Annotated in this window: 20 protein-coding genes; 8 read left to right on the forward strand and 12 right to left on the reverse strand. The window is 59.1% G+C overall.

Translation table 11 applies throughout. The features are described 5' to 3' along the window. Nucleotides 1-41 precede the first annotated feature (41 nt). The 12 genes from FHX05_RS18535 to FHX05_RS18590 all read right to left on the reverse strand — a co-directional run bounded on the left by FHX05_RS18535 (nt 42) and on the right by FHX05_RS18590 (nt 11,715). Nucleotides 42-758 (reverse strand): SDR family oxidoreductase, encoded by a 717-nt coding sequence (locus FHX05_RS18535; RefSeq protein WP_183873650.1) that lies wholly within the window; start codon nt 756-758, stop codon nt 42-44. Between the two features lie 68 nt (nt 759-826). Continuing rightward, complete coding sequence (locus tag FHX05_RS18540; RefSeq protein ID WP_183873652.1) at nt 827-1,201, reverse strand: hypothetical protein; 375 nt, start codon at nt 1,199-1,201, stop codon at nt 827-829. Between the two features lie 27 nt (nt 1,202-1,228). Beyond that, entirely contained in the window at nt 1,229-2,110 is an 882-nt protein-coding gene (locus tag FHX05_RS18545; protein WP_183711187.1) for an NmrA family NAD(P)-binding protein, read from the reverse strand. A gap of 256 nt (nt 2,111-2,366) precedes the next feature. After that, nucleotides 2,367-4,169: an allophanate hydrolase gene (gene atzF / locus FHX05_RS18550; protein ID WP_183873654.1), complete on the reverse strand. Its 1,803-nt coding sequence runs from the start codon at nt 4,167-4,169 to the stop codon at nt 2,367-2,369. Beyond that, nucleotides 4,166-4,519 carry a cupin domain-containing protein gene (locus FHX05_RS18555; RefSeq protein WP_112410222.1) on the reverse strand — a complete coding sequence of 118 codons (354 nt, stop codon included), beginning with the start codon at nt 4,517-4,519 and terminating at the stop codon, nt 4,166-4,168. Before FHX05_RS18555 ends, atzF begins: the two co-directional genes overlap by 4 nt. Beyond that, a complete protein-coding gene (locus tag FHX05_RS18560; protein ID WP_183873656.1) occupies nt 4,512-5,180 on the reverse strand; it encodes a cysteine hydrolase in 669 nt (222 codons plus the stop codon). Before FHX05_RS18560 ends, FHX05_RS18555 begins: the two co-directional genes overlap by 8 nt. Next, entirely contained in the window at nt 5,180-6,730 is a 1,551-nt protein-coding gene (locus FHX05_RS18565; RefSeq protein ID WP_183873658.1) for an ABC transporter ATP-binding protein, read from the reverse strand. Before FHX05_RS18565 ends, FHX05_RS18560 begins: the two co-directional genes overlap by 1 nt. Nucleotide 6,731: 1 nt before the next feature. Continuing rightward, complete coding sequence (locus FHX05_RS18570) at nt 6,732-7,787, reverse strand: ring-opening amidohydrolase (protein WP_183873660.1); 1,056 nt, start codon at nt 7,785-7,787, stop codon at nt 6,732-6,734. Continuing rightward, nucleotides 7,787-8,500, reverse strand: coding sequence for an isochorismatase family cysteine hydrolase (locus tag FHX05_RS18575; protein ID WP_183711199.1), 714 nt, complete (start codon nt 8,498-8,500; stop codon nt 7,787-7,789). The genes FHX05_RS18570 and FHX05_RS18575 overlap by 1 nt, the downstream gene beginning before the upstream one ends. Nucleotides 8,501-8,511: 11 nt before the next feature. After that, on the reverse strand, nt 8,512-9,438 hold the full coding sequence (locus tag FHX05_RS18580) for an ABC transporter permease (RefSeq protein ID WP_112398939.1): 927 nt from the start codon (nt 9,436-9,438) through the stop codon (nt 8,512-8,514). Then, nucleotides 9,438-10,568, reverse strand: a complete 1,131-nt coding sequence (locus FHX05_RS18585) for an ABC transporter permease (RefSeq protein WP_183873662.1) — start codon at nt 10,566-10,568, stop codon at nt 9,438-9,440. Before FHX05_RS18585 ends, FHX05_RS18580 begins: the two co-directional genes overlap by 1 nt. Nucleotides 10,569-10,587: 19 nt before the next feature. Further along, nucleotides 10,588-11,715 carry a BMP family ABC transporter substrate-binding protein gene (locus tag FHX05_RS18590; RefSeq protein ID WP_183873663.1) on the reverse strand — a complete coding sequence of 376 codons (1,128 nt, stop codon included), beginning with the start codon at nt 11,713-11,715 and terminating at the stop codon, nt 10,588-10,590. A 338-nt stretch (nt 11,716-12,053) separates the two neighbouring features. Here FHX05_RS18590 and FHX05_RS18595 point away from each other — a divergent pair, with 338 nt between their 5' ends. From FHX05_RS18595 to FHX05_RS18630, 8 genes are all read left to right on the forward strand, one after another. After that, the gene (locus FHX05_RS18595) at nt 12,054-12,725 is read left to right on the forward strand and encodes a GntR family transcriptional regulator (protein WP_015343694.1); all 672 of its coding nucleotides are present in this window, start codon (nt 12,054-12,056) and stop codon (nt 12,723-12,725) included. Between the two features lie 351 nt (nt 12,726-13,076). Then, nucleotides 13,077-13,880 carry a MetQ/NlpA family ABC transporter substrate-binding protein gene (locus FHX05_RS18600; protein ID WP_183873664.1) on the forward strand — a complete coding sequence of 268 codons (804 nt, stop codon included), beginning with the start codon at nt 13,077-13,079 and terminating at the stop codon, nt 13,878-13,880. Next, on the forward strand, nt 13,868-15,022 hold the full coding sequence (locus tag FHX05_RS18605) for an ATP-binding cassette domain-containing protein (RefSeq protein ID WP_183873666.1): 1,155 nt from the start codon (nt 13,868-13,870) through the stop codon (nt 15,020-15,022). Before FHX05_RS18600 ends, FHX05_RS18605 begins: the two co-directional genes overlap by 13 nt. Further along, nucleotides 15,003-15,656: a methionine ABC transporter permease gene (locus tag FHX05_RS18610; RefSeq protein WP_183873668.1), complete on the forward strand. Its 654-nt coding sequence runs from the start codon at nt 15,003-15,005 to the stop codon at nt 15,654-15,656. The genes FHX05_RS18605 and FHX05_RS18610 overlap by 20 nt, the downstream gene beginning before the upstream one ends. Before the next feature lie 28 nt (nt 15,657-15,684). Further along, entirely contained in the window at nt 15,685-16,944 is a 1,260-nt protein-coding gene (locus FHX05_RS18615; protein ID WP_183873670.1) for an SfnB family sulfur acquisition oxidoreductase, read from the forward strand. A gap of 11 nt (nt 16,945-16,955) precedes the next feature. Further along, complete coding sequence (locus FHX05_RS18620; protein WP_183873672.1) at nt 16,956-18,194, forward strand: SfnB family sulfur acquisition oxidoreductase; 1,239 nt, start codon at nt 16,956-16,958, stop codon at nt 18,192-18,194. 17 nt (nt 18,195-18,211) lie between these two features. Beyond that, a complete protein-coding gene (locus FHX05_RS18625; RefSeq protein WP_183873674.1) occupies nt 18,212-19,573 on the forward strand; it encodes an LLM class flavin-dependent oxidoreductase in 1,362 nt (453 codons plus the stop codon). Between the two features lie 65 nt (nt 19,574-19,638). Beyond that, nucleotides 19,639-19,836, forward strand: coding sequence for an SDR family NAD(P)-dependent oxidoreductase (locus FHX05_RS18630; RefSeq protein WP_210294934.1), 198 nt, complete (start codon nt 19,639-19,641; stop codon nt 19,834-19,836). Nucleotides 19,837-19,873: the final 37 nt, after the last annotated feature.

Below are 19,873 nucleotides of genomic sequence, written 5' to 3' on the forward strand. Positions count from 1 at the left end.
ACATAGCCTGCGGCTTGGCGGTTTCTCCACCATTTTGGCGCTTAGAACAATCCTGCCGGCGGCGTGATATAACCGGGTACCTCGGCAGCGAGCGTGCTCTTCAGCAGTACCGTTCCCTGGTCAGCCATGACCTCGCTCTTGCCGGCGGCGAGCGCTTCATAGGTTTGGCGCACCACATCTCCCGGGCTGGCTTTTGGCACATCGATGCCATTGGTCAGGTCGGTATCCACGAAACCCACATGCAGACCGAGAACCTGGATGTTACGATCCTGAAGGTGAAAGCGAAGCTGGTTCGTGAAGCTCCATGCCGCCGCCTTTGATGCAGCATAGGGTGTCAAAATAGGCCGCGGAAACCACACGATATCGGATAGCACGTTGATGATGGCAGCACGCGGCTTGGCCGACAGGATCGGCTCGAAGGCCTGCGTGACGCGGACGACGCCATAATAGTTGGTATCGAACAGACGTTGCGACTGCTCTTCGACATCGTTTGCCAGAGGCCCGTCGATAAGTGCAGCGATGCCCGCGTTGTTGATCAGCAGATCGGTATCCGTCGCCAATTCCGCTGCCGCAGCGATTGATGCTTTATCCGTGACATCGATCCGGACGGGAATGATGTCCGGCTCGTCGAAGCTGTTCGTATTGCGCATGCCTGCATAGACTTTCTTTGCTCCGCGACGACGGGCTTCGCGTGCGAAGGCGAGGCCCAGGCCGCGATTAGCTCCGGTAATGAAGACGGTGGCGTTGGTGATATCCATGACAAATTACCTCTCTAAAGCCACAGATCAGGGCATCCGATATCGATACCTGCCCGTGGGCGTTCGGTTTAAAGAAAAAGGTCTTCCGGCAACCGGCCGGACAGTGCCTCGCGAAGATTGGCGGCAAGAGATAACACAGCACCAAGCGGGCTCATCCGCACGCTGACGCGTGGTACCGAACCATCAGAGTTGTGATCGACGACGACGGTGGCGTTCAGCCTTTCCCCGCTTGTCAGAACCGCCTCGTATTCAAGAAAGAGGCGCGCACCGACAGTCTCGAGAAACGTGGGATCCTGCGAAGCGTAGAAGGTCCCGACTGTGTTGACGGCCAGCTTGATCTCGTCGCGTCCGATGACGGGACCTCGCAGCACGGAGCTTGTCAGCTCCGCGTCCGCAGTCAGGTCGTCCAGAAACGGGTGACGCTCGCCTTGAATATTCGACATTGTTCAAGCTCCTTACCTCGACGGTGCTCACGCAAAGGCGGCACGATTGTTGGTGATGAATTGCTGGACCGAGAGTGCTGGCGTTCCGGTGATTTTCTCAACAGCATCGTTCGTGCCCGCAAAGATGCCATCACGATAGTTCTGGGCGACTTCGACCAGGTGCTGCACGAGGAAAGGCGGAAACTTGTAGAGATTTTCCATCTTGTCCTTGAACACGTCGATCGAAGTCGGCGCATAGTCGATCTGTGCGCCGAGCACTTCGCTCATGGCGGCGGCGATCTCGGTATGGTTCATCTCGATCGGTCCATGGAGGGGATAAATCTTGCCCTCATGCCCCCGCGGATTTGCCAAAAGATGCGCAATCACCCGCCCCTGATCATCGGTCGCGATCGGTGCGTGACGACCGTTGGCAAAGGGAAACTCGATCTTTTTCGTCGCCCATATCTCCTTTGCGAAATGCGGATAAACGAGCCAATCGGCGAAGAAGGTGGGACGAAGATGGGTCGTTGGCACGCCGGACCAGTCGAAGACCCGCTCGGAAATCCAATGGTCCTGCGCCGCGTGGCTCGCCGATTCGCGGCGCGCCGATATCTGCGACATGTTGACGATTGCTGTGACGCCCGCTTCCTTTGCGGCCTGTGCGAAATAGGCCGCGGCGCCGATGATGCCTGGCGCAATCGGATGCAGGAAATAGGCCGATCGGACGCCTTCCATGGCAGCGCGGATGTCATCGATGTCGGTGAAATCTCCGACAGCGATATCCACTCCCCGCTGCCTGAGGGCGGTTGCTCGCTCATCGTCCGAACGCACATAGGCGCGCACCGACTTGCCCATCTTAAGTAATTCATCGATTGCGGCACCGCCGGTCCGTCCGGTTGCTCCGCTTACAAGTACCTCAGCTTCACTCATAATCTCGCTCCTGTTCTTTACATAGGGGCATATGCTCCTATAAAGGCGAAAATAAGAGCATATACTCCTATCGTCAATAGGTAGCATTCGCATTTTTAAGAGAGACCGTTTTTGGAGCGACCGTGAACCGTCACTGAAGGCGTCGAATGACCGAGGTCGCGGGTTCCAATCCGTTTCCTAATCTTCATCTGAAAAATGGATTTGCAGGAACTTCTTTAGATGTGCGGTGGCGCATTATCGGCGCTTCTTTGAAGCCTTACGCCGTCGCAGCGACATAGGTGCGCCATCCGCCATAATGCGTGATATCCGTCGCGTCGGCGATGGCGGTGGCTTCGACCAGAAATCCCTTGGTCGACGTGCCATCCGATAAAAAAAGGGTGCCGATGCTGAGAGGTGAGGGGATGGCCGCAACGAATTGGCCAAACGCGGCCGGGGTCATTTGCCAGATTTCGACATCGATTTGACCGCCGGTCGCCTGTGGAACACGGATAAGTCCCGGCTTTGCCGGCTTCTGCCCCGGCAAGACGTAAAGCCGATAGCAATCCGATGTTCGTGCTTTCCGCAGAAAGCGGCTGTCGAGGGCAAGGAGTTGTGCGTTCAGCGGCATGCCGGAGAGATGGGCGCCGACCACCGCGATATCGATCAGCCCGGCTTCGTCAACGCTGATCGTATCGTTCGGCTTCGGCTGCAGCCATCCGGTTGCGCCGAGCGCCAAGCCGCTGCTTGCGTGAATGTCACGGGCAAGCGAAGCCGTGAGGCCGTCGCGTCCCGACGATGTCAGCAGGGTCACGCTGGCTGGACGACCGTCGCTGCGTATGCCCGCTGGCACGGCGATGCCGCACATGTCGAGCAGATTGACGAAGTTGGTGTAAGTGCCGAGACGCGAATTTTCACGGATCGGTTCGGCCTCGAGGTCGGCATGTGTGTAATGTGTCGGCGCCGTCGGTACACAAAAGAGATCAACCGAGGCGATCAGCTGAGCAACCTTCTGTTTCAAGGCCTGCAGCGCATAGAGACCCTTGAAGGCGTCCGCGGCCGAAAGCTGCTTGGCGCCGCCATAGATCCCGCGGGTGACGGGATGGAAGCTCGCCTCCTTGGCGTCGAAGAAATCCTTGACCGCCGCATAGCGCTCCGCCACCCAGGCGCCTTCATAAAGCAGGTTTGCCACCCTGTAGAAATCGCCAAATGGTACTTCCACCAAGCGATGGCCCAGTTTCGTCAACATAAGCAAGGCCTCGTCATAGGCAGCCTCCATGACGGCGTCACCGAAGAACAACCGGTCGGCCTTCGCCGGCACGCCGATGGTCAGGACCGGCGGTGCTTGCATAAACCCATTGGCCGGAATGGTTTTCGAATAGGCGTCCTTGGCATCGTGACATGCGGCAGCCTCGAATACCCGCCAGGCGTCGTCGACCGTCAGCGCGAAGATTGAAACACAATCCAGCGTGCGGCAGGCGGGAATAACGCCGCTTGTCGACAATGCGCCGAGGCTGGGTTTCATGCCGACGATATTGTTGAGGCCGGCTGGAATGCGACCCGATCCGGCAGTATCAGTGCCAAGCGCGAAGCTGACGATACCCTGCGCCGTCGCCACGGCTGAACCGGAGCTCGATCCGCCTGGCACCAAATCGGCATCCATGGCGTTGCGCGGAACGGGATACGGAGTGCGGACACCGACGAGGCCAGTTGCGAATTGATCGAGATTCGTCTTACCGATTACCAGAGCACCGGCTTCTTTCAGCAGGCGAACAACGGTGGCATCTGTGTCGGGCATATAGGCGTAGTCGGGGCACGAAGCGGTCGTCGGCATGCCGGCGACGTCGATATTGTCCTTTACGGCAAAGGGAATGCCCCAAAGCGGTTTTGTCGCCGGGTCGAAGGCGCCTAGCGCTTCAGCTTCGACGAGCAGATCCCCTATGTCGACAAGATGGATGAAGATGCCGGGATCGTTCACCTCAGCAATGCGCGCAAACACCGTGCCGATCATGTCGGCGGTCGTCAGACCGTTCTGGTAGGCTGCGTGTAGGGAGGCGATGTCGAAAGCTGGTCCCGCTCTCATGTTGTTTTCTCTTCGAGTATTTTGACGGGCCGGTCCCATTGGATGAGCACGACGCAACCGGTGTCACTCCAGACTGAATGTTCGGTGCCGGCAGCATTCACCACATAGCTGCCCCTGCCGTAGTCGCCGGCCTCGTCGGATTGGGTGCCCTCAAGCACCAGGATGGTTTCGAGCCCTTCGTGGCGATGGCGCGGCACCGAGGCTCCGGCCTCGTATTTCAGCAGTGCCACGCCGGGCTGGTCGCCTTCGAAGGGACGGATCCAGTGGATCGTCACGTCAGGTCGGAAGGGACCGAATTCCAGTTCTTTCCAGCCACCCGCCGTCAACAGTTCGCGAGTCGTTTCAGGCATGGTTGATGGCCTCCAGAATGTCATCGATATGCGCCGTCCAGCCGACGATAGCGCCCTGTGCTTGGATCATTGCGATGGCGGTAGACTTGAATTCGGGGAAATAGCTTTCGGTTGCCTCTTCGGCGAGGAGGCATTCATAGCCGCGGTCGTTGGCCTCGCGCATGGTGGTCTGGACGCAGACTTCAGTGGTGACACCGGCAAAGACAAGCTGCTTGATACCCTTACGCTTCAGGATGTCGCCGAGTCCGGTGGCGTAGAAGGCGCCCTTGCCGGGTTTTTCGATGACGATCTCGCCATCGATGGGTGCGAGCTCGGGAAGAATTGCCGTGCCAGGCTCGCCGGCAATCAGGATGCGGCCCATCGGTCCCTTGTCACCGATCCTGAGCGAAGGATTGCCGCGGTCGCGCTTGGCGGGCGGCAGGTCGGAAAGGTCAGGTCTGTGGCATTCCATCGTATGGATCACCGGCAGGCCGGCTGAACGGAAACCCGCGATCAGCCGCTTCACATCGGGGATGATCCTCGTGATGCGGCTGACATCATTGCCGAGGCTGGCGCCGAAGCCGCCGGGCTCGGCAAAATCACGCTGCATGTCGATGACGATCAATGCCACGGTCTCGCGTCGCAGCGGGAAAGGGAACGGTTGAGCCTTGACGTCGGTCATCAGTGATGTCCCGCCATGTGAGCGCCAATCACCGAGACATCGGCGGTCCGCGCCGGTGTTTCGTAGACGAGCCTGCCTTCGGAGATCACCATGATGCGATCCGACATTTCCAGAAGTTCGTCGAGATCCTCCGACAAAAGCAGCACGGCCGCCCCGGCGTTGCGGGCACGCATGATACGGGCGCGGATTTCGGCGACGGCAGAAAAATCGAGGCCGAAGCAGGGATTGGAGACGATCAACAGATCAACGTCGCCCGTCAGCTCCCGCGCCAACACGGCACGCTGAACATTGCCGCCAGAAAGGGCCGCGATCGGCGAAGAGGATGATGCTGTCTTCACCTTGAAGTCGGAAATCAGCGATGTCGCCCGCTTCTTCATCCGGCCCCTGTTTAGCCAGATCGCGTCAGTGCCGGTCTCCGTCAGGTCGAAGGTGCGGAAGGCGAGATTTTCGCTGACGGTCATGCGCGGCGCACAGGCATTTTGCAGGGGCTCTTCCGGAATGAAGCGGACGTTGTTCTTTCGTGTTTCGGGCCGCGTTGCACCGTAGATCTCGCCGTTGACGCTGATCGCTCCAGTCTCGGTCGGCCGCTGCCCGGCGAGAATTTCCGTGAGTTCTTTCTGGCCATTGCCGGAAATACCAGCGATGCCGACAATCTCGCCGGAACGCACCGTCAGCTTGTCGATCTCGATCGTCTTCAGGCCGGAACGGTCCGGAGCCTTGACCCGTTCGACTTGCAACACCGGTTTTGCTGTATCTGCGACGGGAATGCGAGTATCGAGTTCAGCGAGTTTGATGTCGCCGATCATCATCGCCGCCATATCCGCCGTTGAGAGTTCGCCTACCTTGCCGCCGCCGACAAGCTTGCCACGTCGCAGGATCGAGACCGCGTCGGCGAATTTCGTCACCTCATGAAATTTGTGGCTGATCATCAAAACGGTCAGCTCGCCGCGTTCGGTCATGCCCCTCACCAGGCCGAGCATCTCATCTGCCTCCGCCGGCGTCAGCACCGAGGTTGGTTCGTCAAGTACGAGGAAGTTGCGGCCAAGATAAAGCTGCTTGACGATTTCGAGCTTCTGCTTTTCGCCGGCGGCAAGCTCGCTGACCCGCCGGTCGAGCGGGATCTTGAAGGGCATCCGCTCCATGAAGGCGGCAAGCGCCTTACGTTCTTTGGCCCAGTTGACGATAGCGGGTACTTCGGTGCGGCTGATGACGAGATTTTCCGCACCTGTGAGCGACGGCACCAACGTAAAATGCTGGTAAACCATACCGAGACCATAAGTAGCTGCGTCCTTCGGGGAGGCGACCGCCACCTCGCGACCGTCGACAGACAGGGAACCTGAGGTCTGGTGATAGAAGCCCATGATGCACTTGACGAGCGTCGATTTCCCCGCGCCATTTTCACCGAGCAGCGCGTGGAAGGTACCTGCAGGAATACTTACGGATACGTGGTCGAGTGCTGTGAAGCTGCCAAAACGCATGGTCATGTCGAGCGTTTCGATGCCGACCGCCTTGCCGGCCTGTGGAAGAGGGGTATCGCGAATTATGCTCACCTCAATGCTCCTTTTCGACAATGATGGCGACAGGACCACCGCCGGGAGGCCCTTGATGTTCGGCGCCGCCGGAGACGTAGAGATCCGTGATGCCGAAGAAGCCAGCGAGCACGCCGCCAACGAAGGCGCGCGCATGGCGCGTGCCTGAGATATCGGAATCGTCCAGCATCGTATGGCGCTTGCCACGAATCTTTCCGGTCGGATCCGGTTCGGCCTTGGCGAGAACGGCAGCGAGGCGGCTGTTGGCCGGCAGGCGTTCGTATGCCTCGCGCACCGCGGCTACATCGACGGCATCACGCATTACCGCATGGTCGATCGCCAGCGGCCCCGACCATCGATCGCTCATGCCGAGCACGATGATTTCGTGATCCGTCAATTCAACGCCGGCCGAGGCAGAGGCGCGGCGCGAGAAGAGTTCATGGCTGTAACAGATGTCGGTGTCGCGGAGCGCTCTTTCGTCAACCTCGCCGAGCGCGACCGCCACGCCGAGCGCCGATGCGCCGCGCGACAGGCCCATCGATTTCAATGTGTCGCGGGTGGCGAGTGTCTTTCCCTCGGCTTCAGCCGCGCTGATGCGGCTGAGCGTGAGGAGCGGGCATTTGATCTGGACGAAATGGACATCGCTTGGGTCGTAGATGCCGGCGTCACGCATCGCCACACGCACAGCTTCAGCCACAAGCAGAACCTGTTTGCGCCGTCCGAGATGTTGGGCTGGCAGCGAAGGCGTACGCGCAACCCCGATCGCCAGCGCGCGTTCGGCCGGCGCATCGACCACTTCTCGCGTAAACACCGTCCAGTGCGGCGAGAGTGCCCCCTCCGTCCCCCCGGACATGACGAGCGAGACGTCATCGGCGCCGTGCTGTCGAAAGAGCGTTTCGAAGCTGCGGGTAGCATAGCCGCGGCTGAAATCGTTAACGCAGCCATTGCCCTCGGTCTTGCCGAGTATCGCTACGACATTCTTGGCCGCCAGGCCGTCGGCAAAAAGCGCTTCGACCCCGGAGGTATCGTCCGGTCCTTGCGCAGAGACACGATAGACATGGGCGCGTAGTGAAGGCATCAGGGCAATGCCTCGATCAAGGCCTTGGAATTGGAAACCGAGCCGAAGACGCCGCCCTGCATCTTCACCATCTTGATGGCGGCAAGGTGATTTCCGTAATCGGTCGCGCCACAGCAATCTTCGAGCAACAGGCACTCAAAGCCGCGATCATTCGCCTCGCGCATGGTGGTGTGAACGCAGACGTCGGTCGTGATGCCGGTGAGAATGATGTTCTCGATGCGCTTCTGGTTCAGGATCAGCTCCAGATCTGTGGCACAGAAGGAACCCTTGCCGGGTTTGTCGATGATCGTCTCGCCGTCTATCGGTTTCAGTTCCTCGATGATGTCCCAGCCGGGCTCGCCGCGCACGAGGATGCGGCCACAGGGGCCGGGGTCGCCGATGCCCGCATTGATGCGCTGCGAGCGCCAGCGCTTATTGGCAGGCAGGTCGGCAAGATCGGGGCGATGACCCTCGCGGGTATGAATGATATGATAGCCCTTGGCGCGCATGGCGGCCAAAACCCGTTTGATCGGCTCGATCGGCGCGCGTACCAGCGATAGATCATAGCCCATGTGATCGACATAGCCGCCAGGCCCGCAGAAATCCGTCTGCATGTCGATAATGATGAGCGCTGTGTTGTCCGGTCCGAGGGCTCCATTATAGGGCCACTTATAGGGATCGGCATCGATATAGCTCAGTTTCTGCCCTATGGCTGCGGCTGCGAGACTGTTCATGGCTGATCTTCCTATTTGGTGAGCGAAAGCGCGCCAGGAGCGCCGCTAAGCGCACGGGTGGGCGAGGAGGTGATGATCATGATGACGAGCGTCAGCACGTACGGAGCGGCGTAGAAGAGATAATATCCCTGCGTCACGCCGACGGATTGCAAAGCTGGGCCAAGCGCGCCGGCACCGCCGAAGAGAAGTGCGGCAACGAAGCAGCCGATCGGGTTCCAGCGCGCAAAGATCACCAGCGCCACGGCCATCAGGCCCTGTCCAGAGGAGATGCGCTCATTCCAGGAGCCTGGATAGTAGAGCGATAGATAGGCGCCGCCGATCGCAGCCAGCGAACCGCCGACAGCGGTTGCCAGAAGCCGGACACGATCGGGGTCGATGCCCATGGCGCGCGCCGCGTCCGTACTGTCGCCCACGACGCGCAGCATGAGGCCAATCCTGGTGTTCCTGAATGCCCACCAGAGGACAAGGGCGAGAGCTGCACCGAGAATAAAAAGGATGTTTATGTTCAACGCTGCCTGTACCGGCTGCAGGTTTGACCAGAAACCGAAGGGGATCGCCGGCAGGTGCGGCGCGACAGGCTGGATGAAGGACTTGCCGAGAAAGAAAGCGAGGCCGAGGCCGAATTGCATCATGGCGATGCCGATGGCGATGTCGTTGACCTTCGGCCATTTGCAGATCCAGCCGTGTACAGCGCCGAAGATCGCCCCGGTTGCCATCGCGCCGAGCACGCCGAGCCAGGCCGAACCGCTCATCACGGCGACCGCGTAGGCCGTCATGGCGCCGAATACGAGCGTGCCTTCAAGGCCGAGATTGATGCGGCCGGAACGCTCGGTGATCGTCTCGCCGAGGCTGACGAAGATGAAGGGCGTCGAGACGCGGATCGCGCCGGCCAGAATGGCAAGGGGCACGCCCCAGAGACCGATAGCGGTATCGTCCATCATGCGCTCCTTTTCCAGAGGTCGGGATTGAAGATCTTGAAGCGGCCGTAGAAGGTTTCGCCAAAAAGGATGACGACGAAGAGCGTGCCCTGCAGCACGAGGACGGTCGCGTCGGGCAGGCCCATGCGGCGCTGGATCAGGCCGCCGGATGCGTCGATGCCGCCGAGAAGGATGGCGACCGGGATGATCGCAAGCGGATTGTGACGCGCCAGGAAAGCGACAAGGATGCCGGTATAACCATAGCCGGCGGCAAGCGAAGCATTGGCACTGCCCTGGACCGCGGCGACCTCGATCATGCCGGCAAGGCCGGCGAAGCTGCCGGCAATTGCCGTGAAACCGGCAATTAGCCGCCCCACGGGCAAGCCCTGAATCTGCGCGGCTCGAACATTGCCGCCCGCGATGCGAGCGGCGAAGCCGTAACTGGTCATCTCGAGCAATATCCACGAGAAAACACAGGCGATAATGCCGATGACGAGGCCCCAATGCACGTCCATGCCTGGAATATTGCCGAGCATATAGTCGTGTGGTAGTGGCTTGGTGGAGGGCTTGTTGAGGCTTGCCGGATCGCGCAGCGGTCCTTCGACGAACTGGTTCATCAAGGCGATGGCTATATAGGCGAGCAGCAGTGAGGAGATGGTTTCGTTGACGCCGCGATAATGGCGAAGGAAGCCGGCAAGACCGATCCAAATGCCGCCGATCGTCATGGCGGCAAGCGCCATGAGGACAAGAACGATGATCGGCGGCAACAGGCCGATGATCGGCAATGTGATCGCTGCGGCCGCCACACCGCCGAGGACGACGGCGCCTTCGCCACCGATGATGACGAGACCGAGTCTTGCCGGCAGCGCAACGCAAAGCGCAGTGAGTAGCAGGGGGGAGGCGCGGCTCAAGCTGTTCTGGATGGAAAACCAGCTGCCGAAGCCGCCGGCATACATGAAGCGAAAGAGGTCGGCCGGCGATTTGCCGACGGCCAGGATGAAGAGGGAGAACAGTGCGAGGCCGACCAGGATTGCGCCAAGCGTGATCACCACAGGCTCGGCCCGTCGCGCGAGCCATTCGAGGGCCGGGCGCAGCTGCGCCCGCCTTTGCTGAACGATCGACAATACGGGCTCGTTGACTTCAACCGTCATGACGGTTCTCCCTCGATAATCAGGCCGTGGAGCCGACAACGCCTTCGACGAGATAGTTCATGCTTTCGAGTTCGATTGCGTCCTCGGCGAAGCTCTTGTCCGCGGTGATGACGACATTGCCCTTGTTGTCCTTGATCGGGCCTTTGAAGACCGAGAATTTTCCCGCCATCATCTCGGCAAGCGTCGCCTCGAATTTCTTGCGGGATTCATCCGAAACGCCGGGGCCGAGCGGGCTCATCTTGACGAAGCCGTCCTTCAGACCGCCGCGAACGAAATTGCCGAGCTTTCCGCCGGCCTGCGCCTTCTTGACGAAATCGGAGTACACATTCCCCCAGGCCCACTCCGCGCCAGTCAGATACTTCGCCGGTGCAAGGGGGCTCTGGTTGGCGTGATAGCCACAGACAAAGGCACCGCGGCCGGCGGCGGTTTCGACGACAACCTTCGGGCTGTCGACATGGCAGGTGATGACATCCGCCCCCTGGTCGATCAGCGCGTTGGTCGCTTCGGCCTCCTTGACAGCCAGTGACCATTCGCCCGTGAAGATCACCTGGCAGGTGATGGCCGGATCGACGGAGCGCGCACCGAGCAGAAAGGCGTTGATGTTTTGCAAAACCTGCGGGATCGGCTTGGCTGCAACAAAGCCGATCTTCTTACTCTTCGTGGCATAACCGGCGGTCACGCCGTTCAGATATTGACCCTGGAAAATGTAACCGAAATAGGAGCCGGTATTGACCGGGTTCTCGTCGGCCTGCCAGAGACCGCCGCAGTGGCGGAACTGGATGTTGGGATATTTGGCGGCCATGGCCAGCATATGCGGATCGAAATAACCGAATGACGTCGGGAAGATCAGCGTGGCACCGTCAAGATTGATCATCGATTCCATCGTCTTTTGAACGTCGACGGTTTCAGGGACGTTTTCCTCTTCGACTACGGTGACGCCAGGAAGCGCCTTGACCACGGCAGCGCCTTCGGCATGGGCCTGGTTGTAGCCATAATCATCTTTTGGGCCGACATAGATGAAGCCGACGGTGAGGGCGGTTTGGGCGTAGGCGCGAGATGACAGAAGGCCCGGCGCCACACTGGTGACTGCACCTGCAGCCGAAGCCTGGAGAAAGTTGCGGCGAGTCATGTGAAGGAGTCTGGTCATGGGAATGCTCCTTGGGGCTGGCGCCCGGTTCGTAAAAAGGATCACATGAAAGTGTATGCAATCATCATGCCAGATATTAAGTAGATGATATCATTGTATTAAATTCTAATAGAAATCTTGACCGCAAAAAGTGTATGCAGATTCTATTGAAATAATGCCCTGAAATAAGCAATGCACTTTTTTTAATCTTCATTTTGCGAGGAGCGCCGCAACGACCAATTCGACAGAGATTTTCTTTTAAAAAATATCATTGAAAAACAACTAATTAAATTGACAATTGACTTTGGTTCGTTCGTGCATACATCTGTATGCAAGATGTTGAGGATTCGCCTATTTCTGTGAAGCAGATCAAGCGTAGGGAAGTTGTGAGGCCAGGAACGACCGTCGAACAGATGGTGCGGGCTGTGGCCGATATGATTGTGACGGGAGCGCTCCTGCCGGGCGAGAAGCTTGACGAAATAACGCTGGCGGCCCGCTTCGAGGTATCGCGGACCCCGGTTCGCGAAGCCTTACGCGAACTTGGCGCGATGGGGCTTGTCGGCCGCGAACCGAACCGCAGTGCTGTTGTGACGAATGTTAGTGGTGCCTATCTGCATTCGATGTTTGAGGCAATGGCGGAGCTTGAAGCCATTTGCGCGCGCTTATCGGCGGAACGAATGACCGTCGATGAACGTCGCACCCTCGAGCGCCAACATCATGCTTCCGCCCGGCTGGTGCGTGCCGGCGCCGAGGAAGATTATGCCACATACAATGTCGAGTTTCACAACCAGCTCTATCGCGGCGCGCATAACGACCATATCCTCGAGCTTGTGACGCAAACGCGCGCCCGGCTTGCCCCCTTCCGTCGCGCACAATTCCGCCTTCCCGGACGCCTTGCCAAGTCCTTCGATGAGCACGACATCATCGTTACCGCAATCATGCGCGCAGACGCTCAGGCGGCCAGACAGGCGGCCTATTCGCATGTCGCCATCGTCAGCGATGCCAGCGTTGCTTTTGTCGAACATCGTTAGCGATTTGGGGTCTAGGTGACCGCCACCCATAGTCACAGGACATAACGGCGAGCACGTTATCGTCGATGCGGAAACGTCTCATCCATCATGGCCAGAAGCGATCGCGAAGCCGGGAGGTGATATCGTCCGGCTTGCCGAAGCCGACAGGCTAGCCCACCTTTTCCCGCTCCCGATGCAATAGGGCGCAGAGGAAGGATTGCGGCTTTTGCCTAAGCGGTTTTGAGAGACATCATGGCAAATCGGACGGACTGGGGAAAAAATATTCCAAATAGGCTCGTTGGCGGGTATTTTCGTCTTTGCCTATAAAATTTGTGGTCTTTATCTTTCGTGTCATTGAACCGAGAGGATGACATGAAAATTCATATTGCAGGTCTTTTTTCCGCAATTCTACTTGCAGCGACGGGGGTTGCACAGGCCGAGACAATCAAAGTGGGCGTTGTGCCGGGCGTTTATGCCGACTCCATCGAGGCGGTGATCCCCGAGGCAAAGGCCAAGGGCTTGGATATTCAGGTTGTCGAATTCAGCGACTGGACGACGCCAAACATCGCGCTTCAGTCCGGCGATATCGATGTCAACTATTTCCAGCACCAGCCATTCCTGAACAATGCGATCAAAGAACGGGGCTATGAGTTTGTCAGCGCAGGCATCGGCGTTCTCGCCAATATCGGCATCTATTCTTTGAAGTACAAGAATTTTGCCGATGTGCCGCAAAACGGAAAGGTTGCGATCGCCAATGATCCCGTCAATCAAGGTCGTGGGCTGCTCCTGCTGCAAAAGGCTGGGCTTATCAAGCTCAGGGATGGCGTGGGCTTCAAGGGCACGCTCGACGATATCGTCGACAATCCCAAGAAGCTGACCTTCAACGAGGTCGAGGGCCCGCAGCTTGCGCGCGTGACCGGTGATGTCGACCTGGCCCAGGGCTATCCGCACTTCATCGTCGCATCCAAAGCCTTCGATCCGAGCTCGGGCCTTATCTATTCCGGTGTGGACGACAAGCAATTTGCGATCATTTTTGCAGTACAAAAGCAAAAGGTAGATGATGCCGGGATTAAGGAGCTCGTGGCGCTTTATCAGAATTCGCCGGCCGTACGGGCAGCAATCAGCAAAGCATTCGCCAATGATCAGAAGCTTTATACGCTCCCATGGCTGAATTGATCGAGCGGATAAGGCAGGATCCGGAACATAAGACGGCGGCGAGCGGCGGCACCTTGCAGCACGCCGCTGTCGGTCAGCCGCTGTCAGGCTCTCCGATAGGGTCGGTAGCTTTTGACGGTGTCGAGAAGATTTATTCGTCGGCGGCTGGTCCGGTCCATGCCCTCAAGAACATCAGCCTCGATGTGCCGGCGGGTGCGATCTACGGTATCATCGGGCGAAGCGGGGCCGGAAAATCCAGCTTGCTGCGGACCATAAACCGCCTGGAAAAGCCGACCGGCGGAAAGGTCCTGGTCGACGGACAAGACATTGCGGTGCTCGATGAGGATGCGCTGGTCGCATTGCGACGACGCATCGGCATGATTTTCCAGCACTTCAATCTTCTCTCAGCCAAGACTGTCTGGGGCAATGTCGCTTTGCCATTGATCGTTGCAGGCGTGCCGCGCCGGCAGATCGAAGAAAGAGTGGCCGAAGTCCTGTCGCTGGTGGGTTTGGAGGGCAAGGAGAGCACCTATCCCTCGCGTCTCTCTGGTGGTCAGAAGCAACGCGTGGGCATTGCGCGCGCACTTGTTCATAGGCCGGAAATCCTCCTTTGCGATGAGGCGACATCGGCGCTCGACCCGGAGACGACGCTTTCCATCCTGGGCCTACTCAAGGATATCAATCGCCGTCTCAAGCTGACCATCATTCTCATCACCCATGAAATGAGCGTCATCCGTGAGATCTGCGACCACGTGCTTGTTCTCGATCAAGGTGAGATTGCCGAAGCCGGGCCGGTCTGGCGCATTTTCGGCAATCCGCAGCATTCTGCCACGCAGGCGCTCTTGCGACCCCTCAACCGCGAAATCCCGGAGGATATAGCCAGGCATCTGCGATCTTCGCCGCGCAACGAGCATTCGCAGGCTATCTGGGAACTGGTCTATACTGGTGAGGGTGGCTTGGAACCCGACCTTTCTAGAATAGCCAGCGCGACCGGCGCTTCCGTGCGGTTGCTGCAGAGCTCGCTCGACCGCATTGAGGGTCGCGTTCACGGCCGGCTGTTGATTGCAGTACGCCGGACGGGGGGCAATCCGACGGTCCCCTCGCAATTTGCCGATCTTGCTCATCAAGTCAGGGTATTGGGTTATGTCGACCATGATGTATGAACGCCTGTGGCAGGCGTTTCTTGATACGATTGCGATGGTCGGTGCTTCTGCTCTCATCGCATTTATCGCCGGCATTCCTCTTGCCGTCTTCCTGGTGCTTTCGGCGTCTTGCGGCCTCATCCATGCGCCGCGATTGCATGGCATTCTCGCCGCAATCATCAACGGCTTTCGGGCCACGCCGTTCATCGTTCTCCTGGTGGCGTTGTTGCCATTGACGCGATGGCTCACCGGAACGACGATTGGTGTGTGGGCCGCCGTCGTGCCGCTTTCCATCAGCGCTACGCCGTTTTTTGCGCGCATTGCCGAAGTCAGCCTCCGCGAGGTCGACGGCGGGTTGATCGAAGCTGCCCAGGCGATCGGCTGCCGACGCTGGCACATCGTGCGCCATGTGCTCCTGCCTGAAGCACTTCCGGGCATCGTCGGCGGCTTTACCATCACTATCGTCAGCATGATCGGCGCCTCGGCCATGGCAGGCGCGGTGGGCGCCGGCGGTCTCGGAGATATGGCGATCCGCTATGGTTATCAGCGCTTCGATACCACCGTCATGGCGGTTGTCATTGCTGTGCTCATTGCCATGGTCTGTTTGGTGCAGTTCGCAGGCGACCATGCCGTGCGGCGCCTGCGAGCGCGCTAATATCAGCAACAATATCCGGAGTAGCTCCATGACTGAACCTGATGCCGTGCCGGCTGCGTCCGGCTCGAAAGAAGAAAGCGCCATCAGGCGCCCGTTGCGACCGCGTACTCCACATCTGATCCGCTCGGATGCAGAGGCGTTGGAGATTGCCCACGGCCTCGCGGTTCGTTTCGCGGCGGGTGCGGCAGAACGGGACCGCGTTCGTCGCCTTCCTTGGGATGAGGTGGAGGAATATACCGCAAGCGGCCTCGGTGGCATCACCGTGCCGAAGGAATACGGAGGCGCCGACGTCTCCTGCGTAACGCTTGCCAAGGTCTTCGAAATCCTTTGCGCAGCCGACCCTGCACTCGGTCAGATTCCGCAGAACCAGTTCGGCGTGCTGGCGCTGCTGCGCGATGTGGGGTCGCCACAGCAGAAAGCCCGTATCTACGGCGATATCCTTGCCGGTTATCGCATCGGCAATGCAGGGCCTGAGCGTGGCCAGAAGGCGGTCAACCACAGCTCAACTCGCCTGGCGCGCGGGGCAGATGGATTAAGATTGACCGGGCGGCGCTTCTATTCCACTGGCGCCATCTTCGCTCATTGGATTCCGACGCGCGCCGTCGACGATGACGGGCGTGCGGTCCAGGTTTGGGCTGCCTATGACGCGCCGGGCGTGCGCGTTATCGACGACTGGTCTTCTTTCGGCCAGCGTACGACGGCCAGCGGCTCGGTGGAATTTACAGACGTACCGATAGATGAAGCTTTGGTTTTCCCAGTCTGGTCCTATGGGGACAGGCCCGGTGTCTCCGGTCCCGTCTCGCAGCTCATTCAGGCGGCGATCGATTCCGGTATAGCGGCGGCTGCGATTGCCGATGCCGTGACCTTTGTCCGCGATCACGCAAGACCTTGGATGGATTCCGGCCTGCAGTCGGCCTGCGAGGATCCGACGATCCTGCATGAGATCGGCGATCTCCACGCGGATTTGCACGCAGCGCAAGCACTTCTTTACGAAGCGGCGGCCGTTATCGACGAGGTGGCAAAGGCGCCTGTCAGCGAAGCGGAGAGCGCCAGAGCTTCCGTTGCGGTTGCCGAGGCCAAGATATTGACGACGGAAGTCGCGCTGAAGGCGGCTGAAAAGCTCTTCGATGTCGCGGGATCCGCGGCGACGCGGGCTGCCCACAATCTGGATCGGCATTGGCGAAATGCGCGCGTGCATACGCTTCACGACCCCGTACGCTGGAAATATCATTTGCTCGGTAATTATCAGCTCAACGGCATATTCCCGGCCCGCCATCAATGGAACTAGCGAGGAAAACCGTGACTGATACCGACTTTCGCATCCCCGTCGAACCCGCACCGCCGCCGCTGCGGCGACCCGATCTCATCTCCGACGACGAGCAGGCGATCGCGGTGGCAACCGTCCTGGCGGCAGAATTTGCCGTCGGTAGCGCGGAACGGGACAGGGATCGCATCCTGCCATGGCGTGAACTGGAGCGTTTCAGCGAAACTGGTTTGTGGGGCATTACCGTGCCGCGTGAGTTCGGCGGAGCTGATGTGTCGACGCACACGCTAGCTCAGGTGATTGCCATTATCGGCGCCGCGGATGGATCGCTGTCGCAGATTCCTCAAAACCACTTTTACGCGCTTGAAGTCTTGCGTGTCGGAGCCTCAGCCAAACAGCAACGCTTCTTTTTTGAGCGTGTGCTGGCTGGCGAACGTTTCGGCAATGCGCTGGCGGAAATCGGCCAGCGCGATTTCAAGCGACGTACCCGGCTTTTTCGCGAGCGGGGAAAGTGGATAGTTCACGGGCAAAAATTTTACTGCACAGGCGCCATTTATGCGCACTGGATTCCGACCCTAGTCGTTGCCGAGGAGGACGCTAGGGACGTCGCTTATCTCGCCTTCATCCCACGAAATGCACCCGGTGTGACGATCGTCGACGATTGGGACGGCTTCGGGCAGCGGGTTACCGGAAGTGGCTCGGTCGGATTCGATCAGGTGGAGATCGATCCGGAATGGATCGTCCCCTTTCAGTCTTCCTTCGAACGCCCGACGACGATCGGTCCGGTCGCTCAAATCATGCATGCGGCCATCGATCTTGGCATAGGGCAGGGTGCCTATCGGGAAATGTTGCAGTTCATCCGCGAACGGGCCTGGCCCTGGCTGGATTCAAAGGTCGAACGTGCCTCGGAAGATCCCTTGACGCTGCAAAACGTCGGGAATGTCTGGCTGCGGCTGCGGGCTGCGGAAGGCTTGCTGAAGCGAGCCGCAGACGCAACGGATGCGGCTCGTGCTGATATGACCGAGGACAGCGTTGCCCACGCCTCGATCGCCGTTGCGGAAGCGAAGATATTGACGACCAAGGCAAGCCTGCTTGCCGCCAACAAGCTGTTCGAGCTGTCTGGCACCTCATCGACGCTTTCGGATGACAACTTCGATCGCTATTGGCGTAATGCCCGCACCCATACGCTGCATGACCCGGTGCGCTGGAAATATCAGGCCATCGGCAACTATTATCTCAATGGCAAACGGCCACCGCGCCACGGCGCGATCTGAAATCGGAATAGCTGAAGATGGCGACCAGGAAAAAACAGATATTGCTCAATGCGTTCAACATGAACAGCGTCGGGCACATCAATCATGGACTATGGGCGCATCCGAGGGATCAGTCGCATCGCTACAAGACACTCGACTACTGGACCTCGCTTGCCGCCACGCTGGAACGCGGGCTGTTCGACGGTATCTTTCTTGCCGACATCTTGGGCGTCTACGACGTCTACCAGGGCTCCGCCGATTTGACGCTTCGTGAATCCATTCAGTTGCCGGTCAACGATCCTCTCCTGCTCGTCTCCGCGATGGCGGCCGTGACCCGGAACCTTGGATTTGGTATCACCGTCAATGCCAGTGCTGACGCGCCGTATATTTTCGCCAGACGGATCTCGACCCTGGATCATCTGACCAATGGCCGCGTCGGCTGGAACATCGTGACAGGCTATCTCGACAGCGCGGCGCGCGGCCTGGGTCTTGACAACCAGATCGAGCATGACACCCGCTATGATCGCGCCGATGACTATCTCGACCTGCTCTACAAGCTGTGGGAGGGAAGCTGGGAGGATGATGCGGTCCTGACCGACAAGGAAAGGCGTATCTATGCCGATCCATCAAAGGTACACGTGATCGACCATCAAGGGCCGTTTTACCGCTCGCAGGCCTATCACCTGGCCGAACCGTCGCCCCAGCGCACGCCGGTTCTTTATCAGGCCGGAACGTCCGGCCGTGGGAAGCAGTTTGCAGCGCGACATGCTGAATGCGTCTTCATCGCAGCCCCTGACAAGAACTCCGCTCGCGCGGCCTCCCGTTCGTTGCGCGAGGCAGTGGTCGCGGCGGGCAGAAGGCCAGAGGACATAAAGATCTTCCTCGGTATCACCGTCATAACCGATCGCTCCGTCTCGGCGGCACGAGACAAGCACGCAGAATATCTGCGGTATGCCAATCCGGAGGCGGGGCTTGCACATTTTTCGGCCAGCACGGGCATCGATTTTTCCAGGTACGATCTCGATGAGACCATCATCTACGGCAAGTCCAATGCGAGCCAATCGGCAACGCAGATTGCTCAACAACGCGGCTGGACAAAGCGACAGTTGCTGCAGGAGCTCGCCATGGGTGGGCGTTACCCGGTCGTTGTCGGCGATGCCACGGAGGTTGCCGACGAGCTTTCGTCATGGATGGATGAAGGCGAGATTGATGGTTTTAATCTTACCCGCACCGTCGTGCCGGAGAGCTTTGAGGACTTTATCGACATTGTGGTACCGGCGCTTCAGGAGCGCGACCTCTACAAAACCGCTTATGAACAGGGTTCGCTTCGCAGAAAGCTTTTTGGCGAAGGTGACAGATTGCCGGCTCGTCACATAGGGGCATCCTTTCGCCGTCCATGATCAGCCAAATCGGGCACGAGCAAACGCTGAACGCATGTTGAGGTCGGCACCGTCCACGAAAGGGCATGATTGCTCCTTTAATCAGCAGCTTACGTCGCCGGTATGGCCGGATCGATATTCTGGTGAACAACTCGGGTGTCTATGAGTTCGGTCCGCGGGAAACGGTCACCGAAGCGCAGTTCCACCAGATGTTCGACATTAGCGTGCTTTGTCTACTCCTGGGTCACGCAGGCGGCTGCGGACTGGCCTTCCCCTGGCAATGACATCGAAGCTCTCGTGATCAGCCAGGCGACCGTTCAT

This window comes from Rhizobium sp. BK491, assembly GCF_014194925.1.
Lineage (GTDB): Bacteria > Pseudomonadota > Alphaproteobacteria > Rhizobiales > Rhizobiaceae > Rhizobium.

Coding starts and splice junctions, on each gene's coding strand:
- FHX05_RS18545 (WP_183711187.1), bottom strand. CDS start 2,110: ATGAGTGAAGCTGAGGTACTTGTAAGCGGAGCAACCGGACGGACCGGC.
- FHX05_RS18555 (WP_112410222.1), bottom strand. CDS start 4,519: ATGCCTGAAACGACTCGCGAACTGTTGACGGCGGGTGGCTGGAAAGAA.
- FHX05_RS18580 (WP_112398939.1), bottom strand. CDS start 9,438: ATGGACGATACCGCTATCGGTCTCTGGGGCGTGCCCCTTGCCATTCTG.
- FHX05_RS18625 (WP_183873674.1), top strand. CDS start 18,212: ATGGCGACCAGGAAAAAACAGATATTGCTCAATGCGTTCAACATGAAC.
- FHX05_RS18610 (WP_183873668.1), top strand. CDS start 15,003: ATGTCGACCATGATGTATGAACGCCTGTGGCAGGCGTTTCTTGATACG.
- FHX05_RS18575 (WP_183711199.1), bottom strand. CDS start 8,500: ATGAACAGTCTCGCAGCCGCAGCCATAGGGCAGAAACTGAGCTATATC.
- FHX05_RS18585 (WP_183873662.1), bottom strand. CDS start 10,568: ATGACGGTTGAAGTCAACGAGCCCGTATTGTCGATCGTTCAGCAAAGG.
- FHX05_RS18605 (WP_183873666.1), top strand. CDS start 13,868: ATGGCTGAATTGATCGAGCGGATAAGGCAGGATCCGGAACATAAGACG.
- FHX05_RS18535 (WP_183873650.1), bottom strand. CDS start 758: ATGGATATCACCAACGCCACCGTCTTCATTACCGGAGCTAATCGCGGC.
- FHX05_RS18540 (WP_183873652.1), bottom strand. CDS start 1,201: ATGTCGAATATTCAAGGCGAGCGTCACCCGTTTCTGGACGACCTGACT.
- FHX05_RS18570 (WP_183873660.1), bottom strand. CDS start 7,787: ATGCCTTCACTACGCGCCCATGTCTATCGTGTCTCTGCGCAAGGACCG.
- FHX05_RS18560 (WP_183873656.1), bottom strand. CDS start 5,180: ATGACCGACGTCAAGGCTCAACCGTTCCCTTTCCCGCTGCGACGCGAG.
- FHX05_RS18630 (WP_210294934.1), top strand. CDS start 19,639: ATGATTGCTCCTTTAATCAGCAGCTTACGTCGCCGGTATGGCCGGATC.
- atzF (WP_183873654.1), bottom strand. CDS start 4,169: ATGAGAGCGGGACCAGCTTTCGACATCGCCTCCCTACACGCAGCCTAC.
- FHX05_RS18590 (WP_183873663.1), bottom strand. CDS start 11,715: ATGACCAGACTCCTTCACATGACTCGCCGCAACTTTCTCCAGGCTTCG.
- FHX05_RS18615 (WP_183873670.1), top strand. CDS start 15,685: ATGACTGAACCTGATGCCGTGCCGGCTGCGTCCGGCTCGAAAGAAGAA.
- FHX05_RS18600 (WP_183873664.1), top strand. CDS start 13,077: ATGAAAATTCATATTGCAGGTCTTTTTTCCGCAATTCTACTTGCAGCG.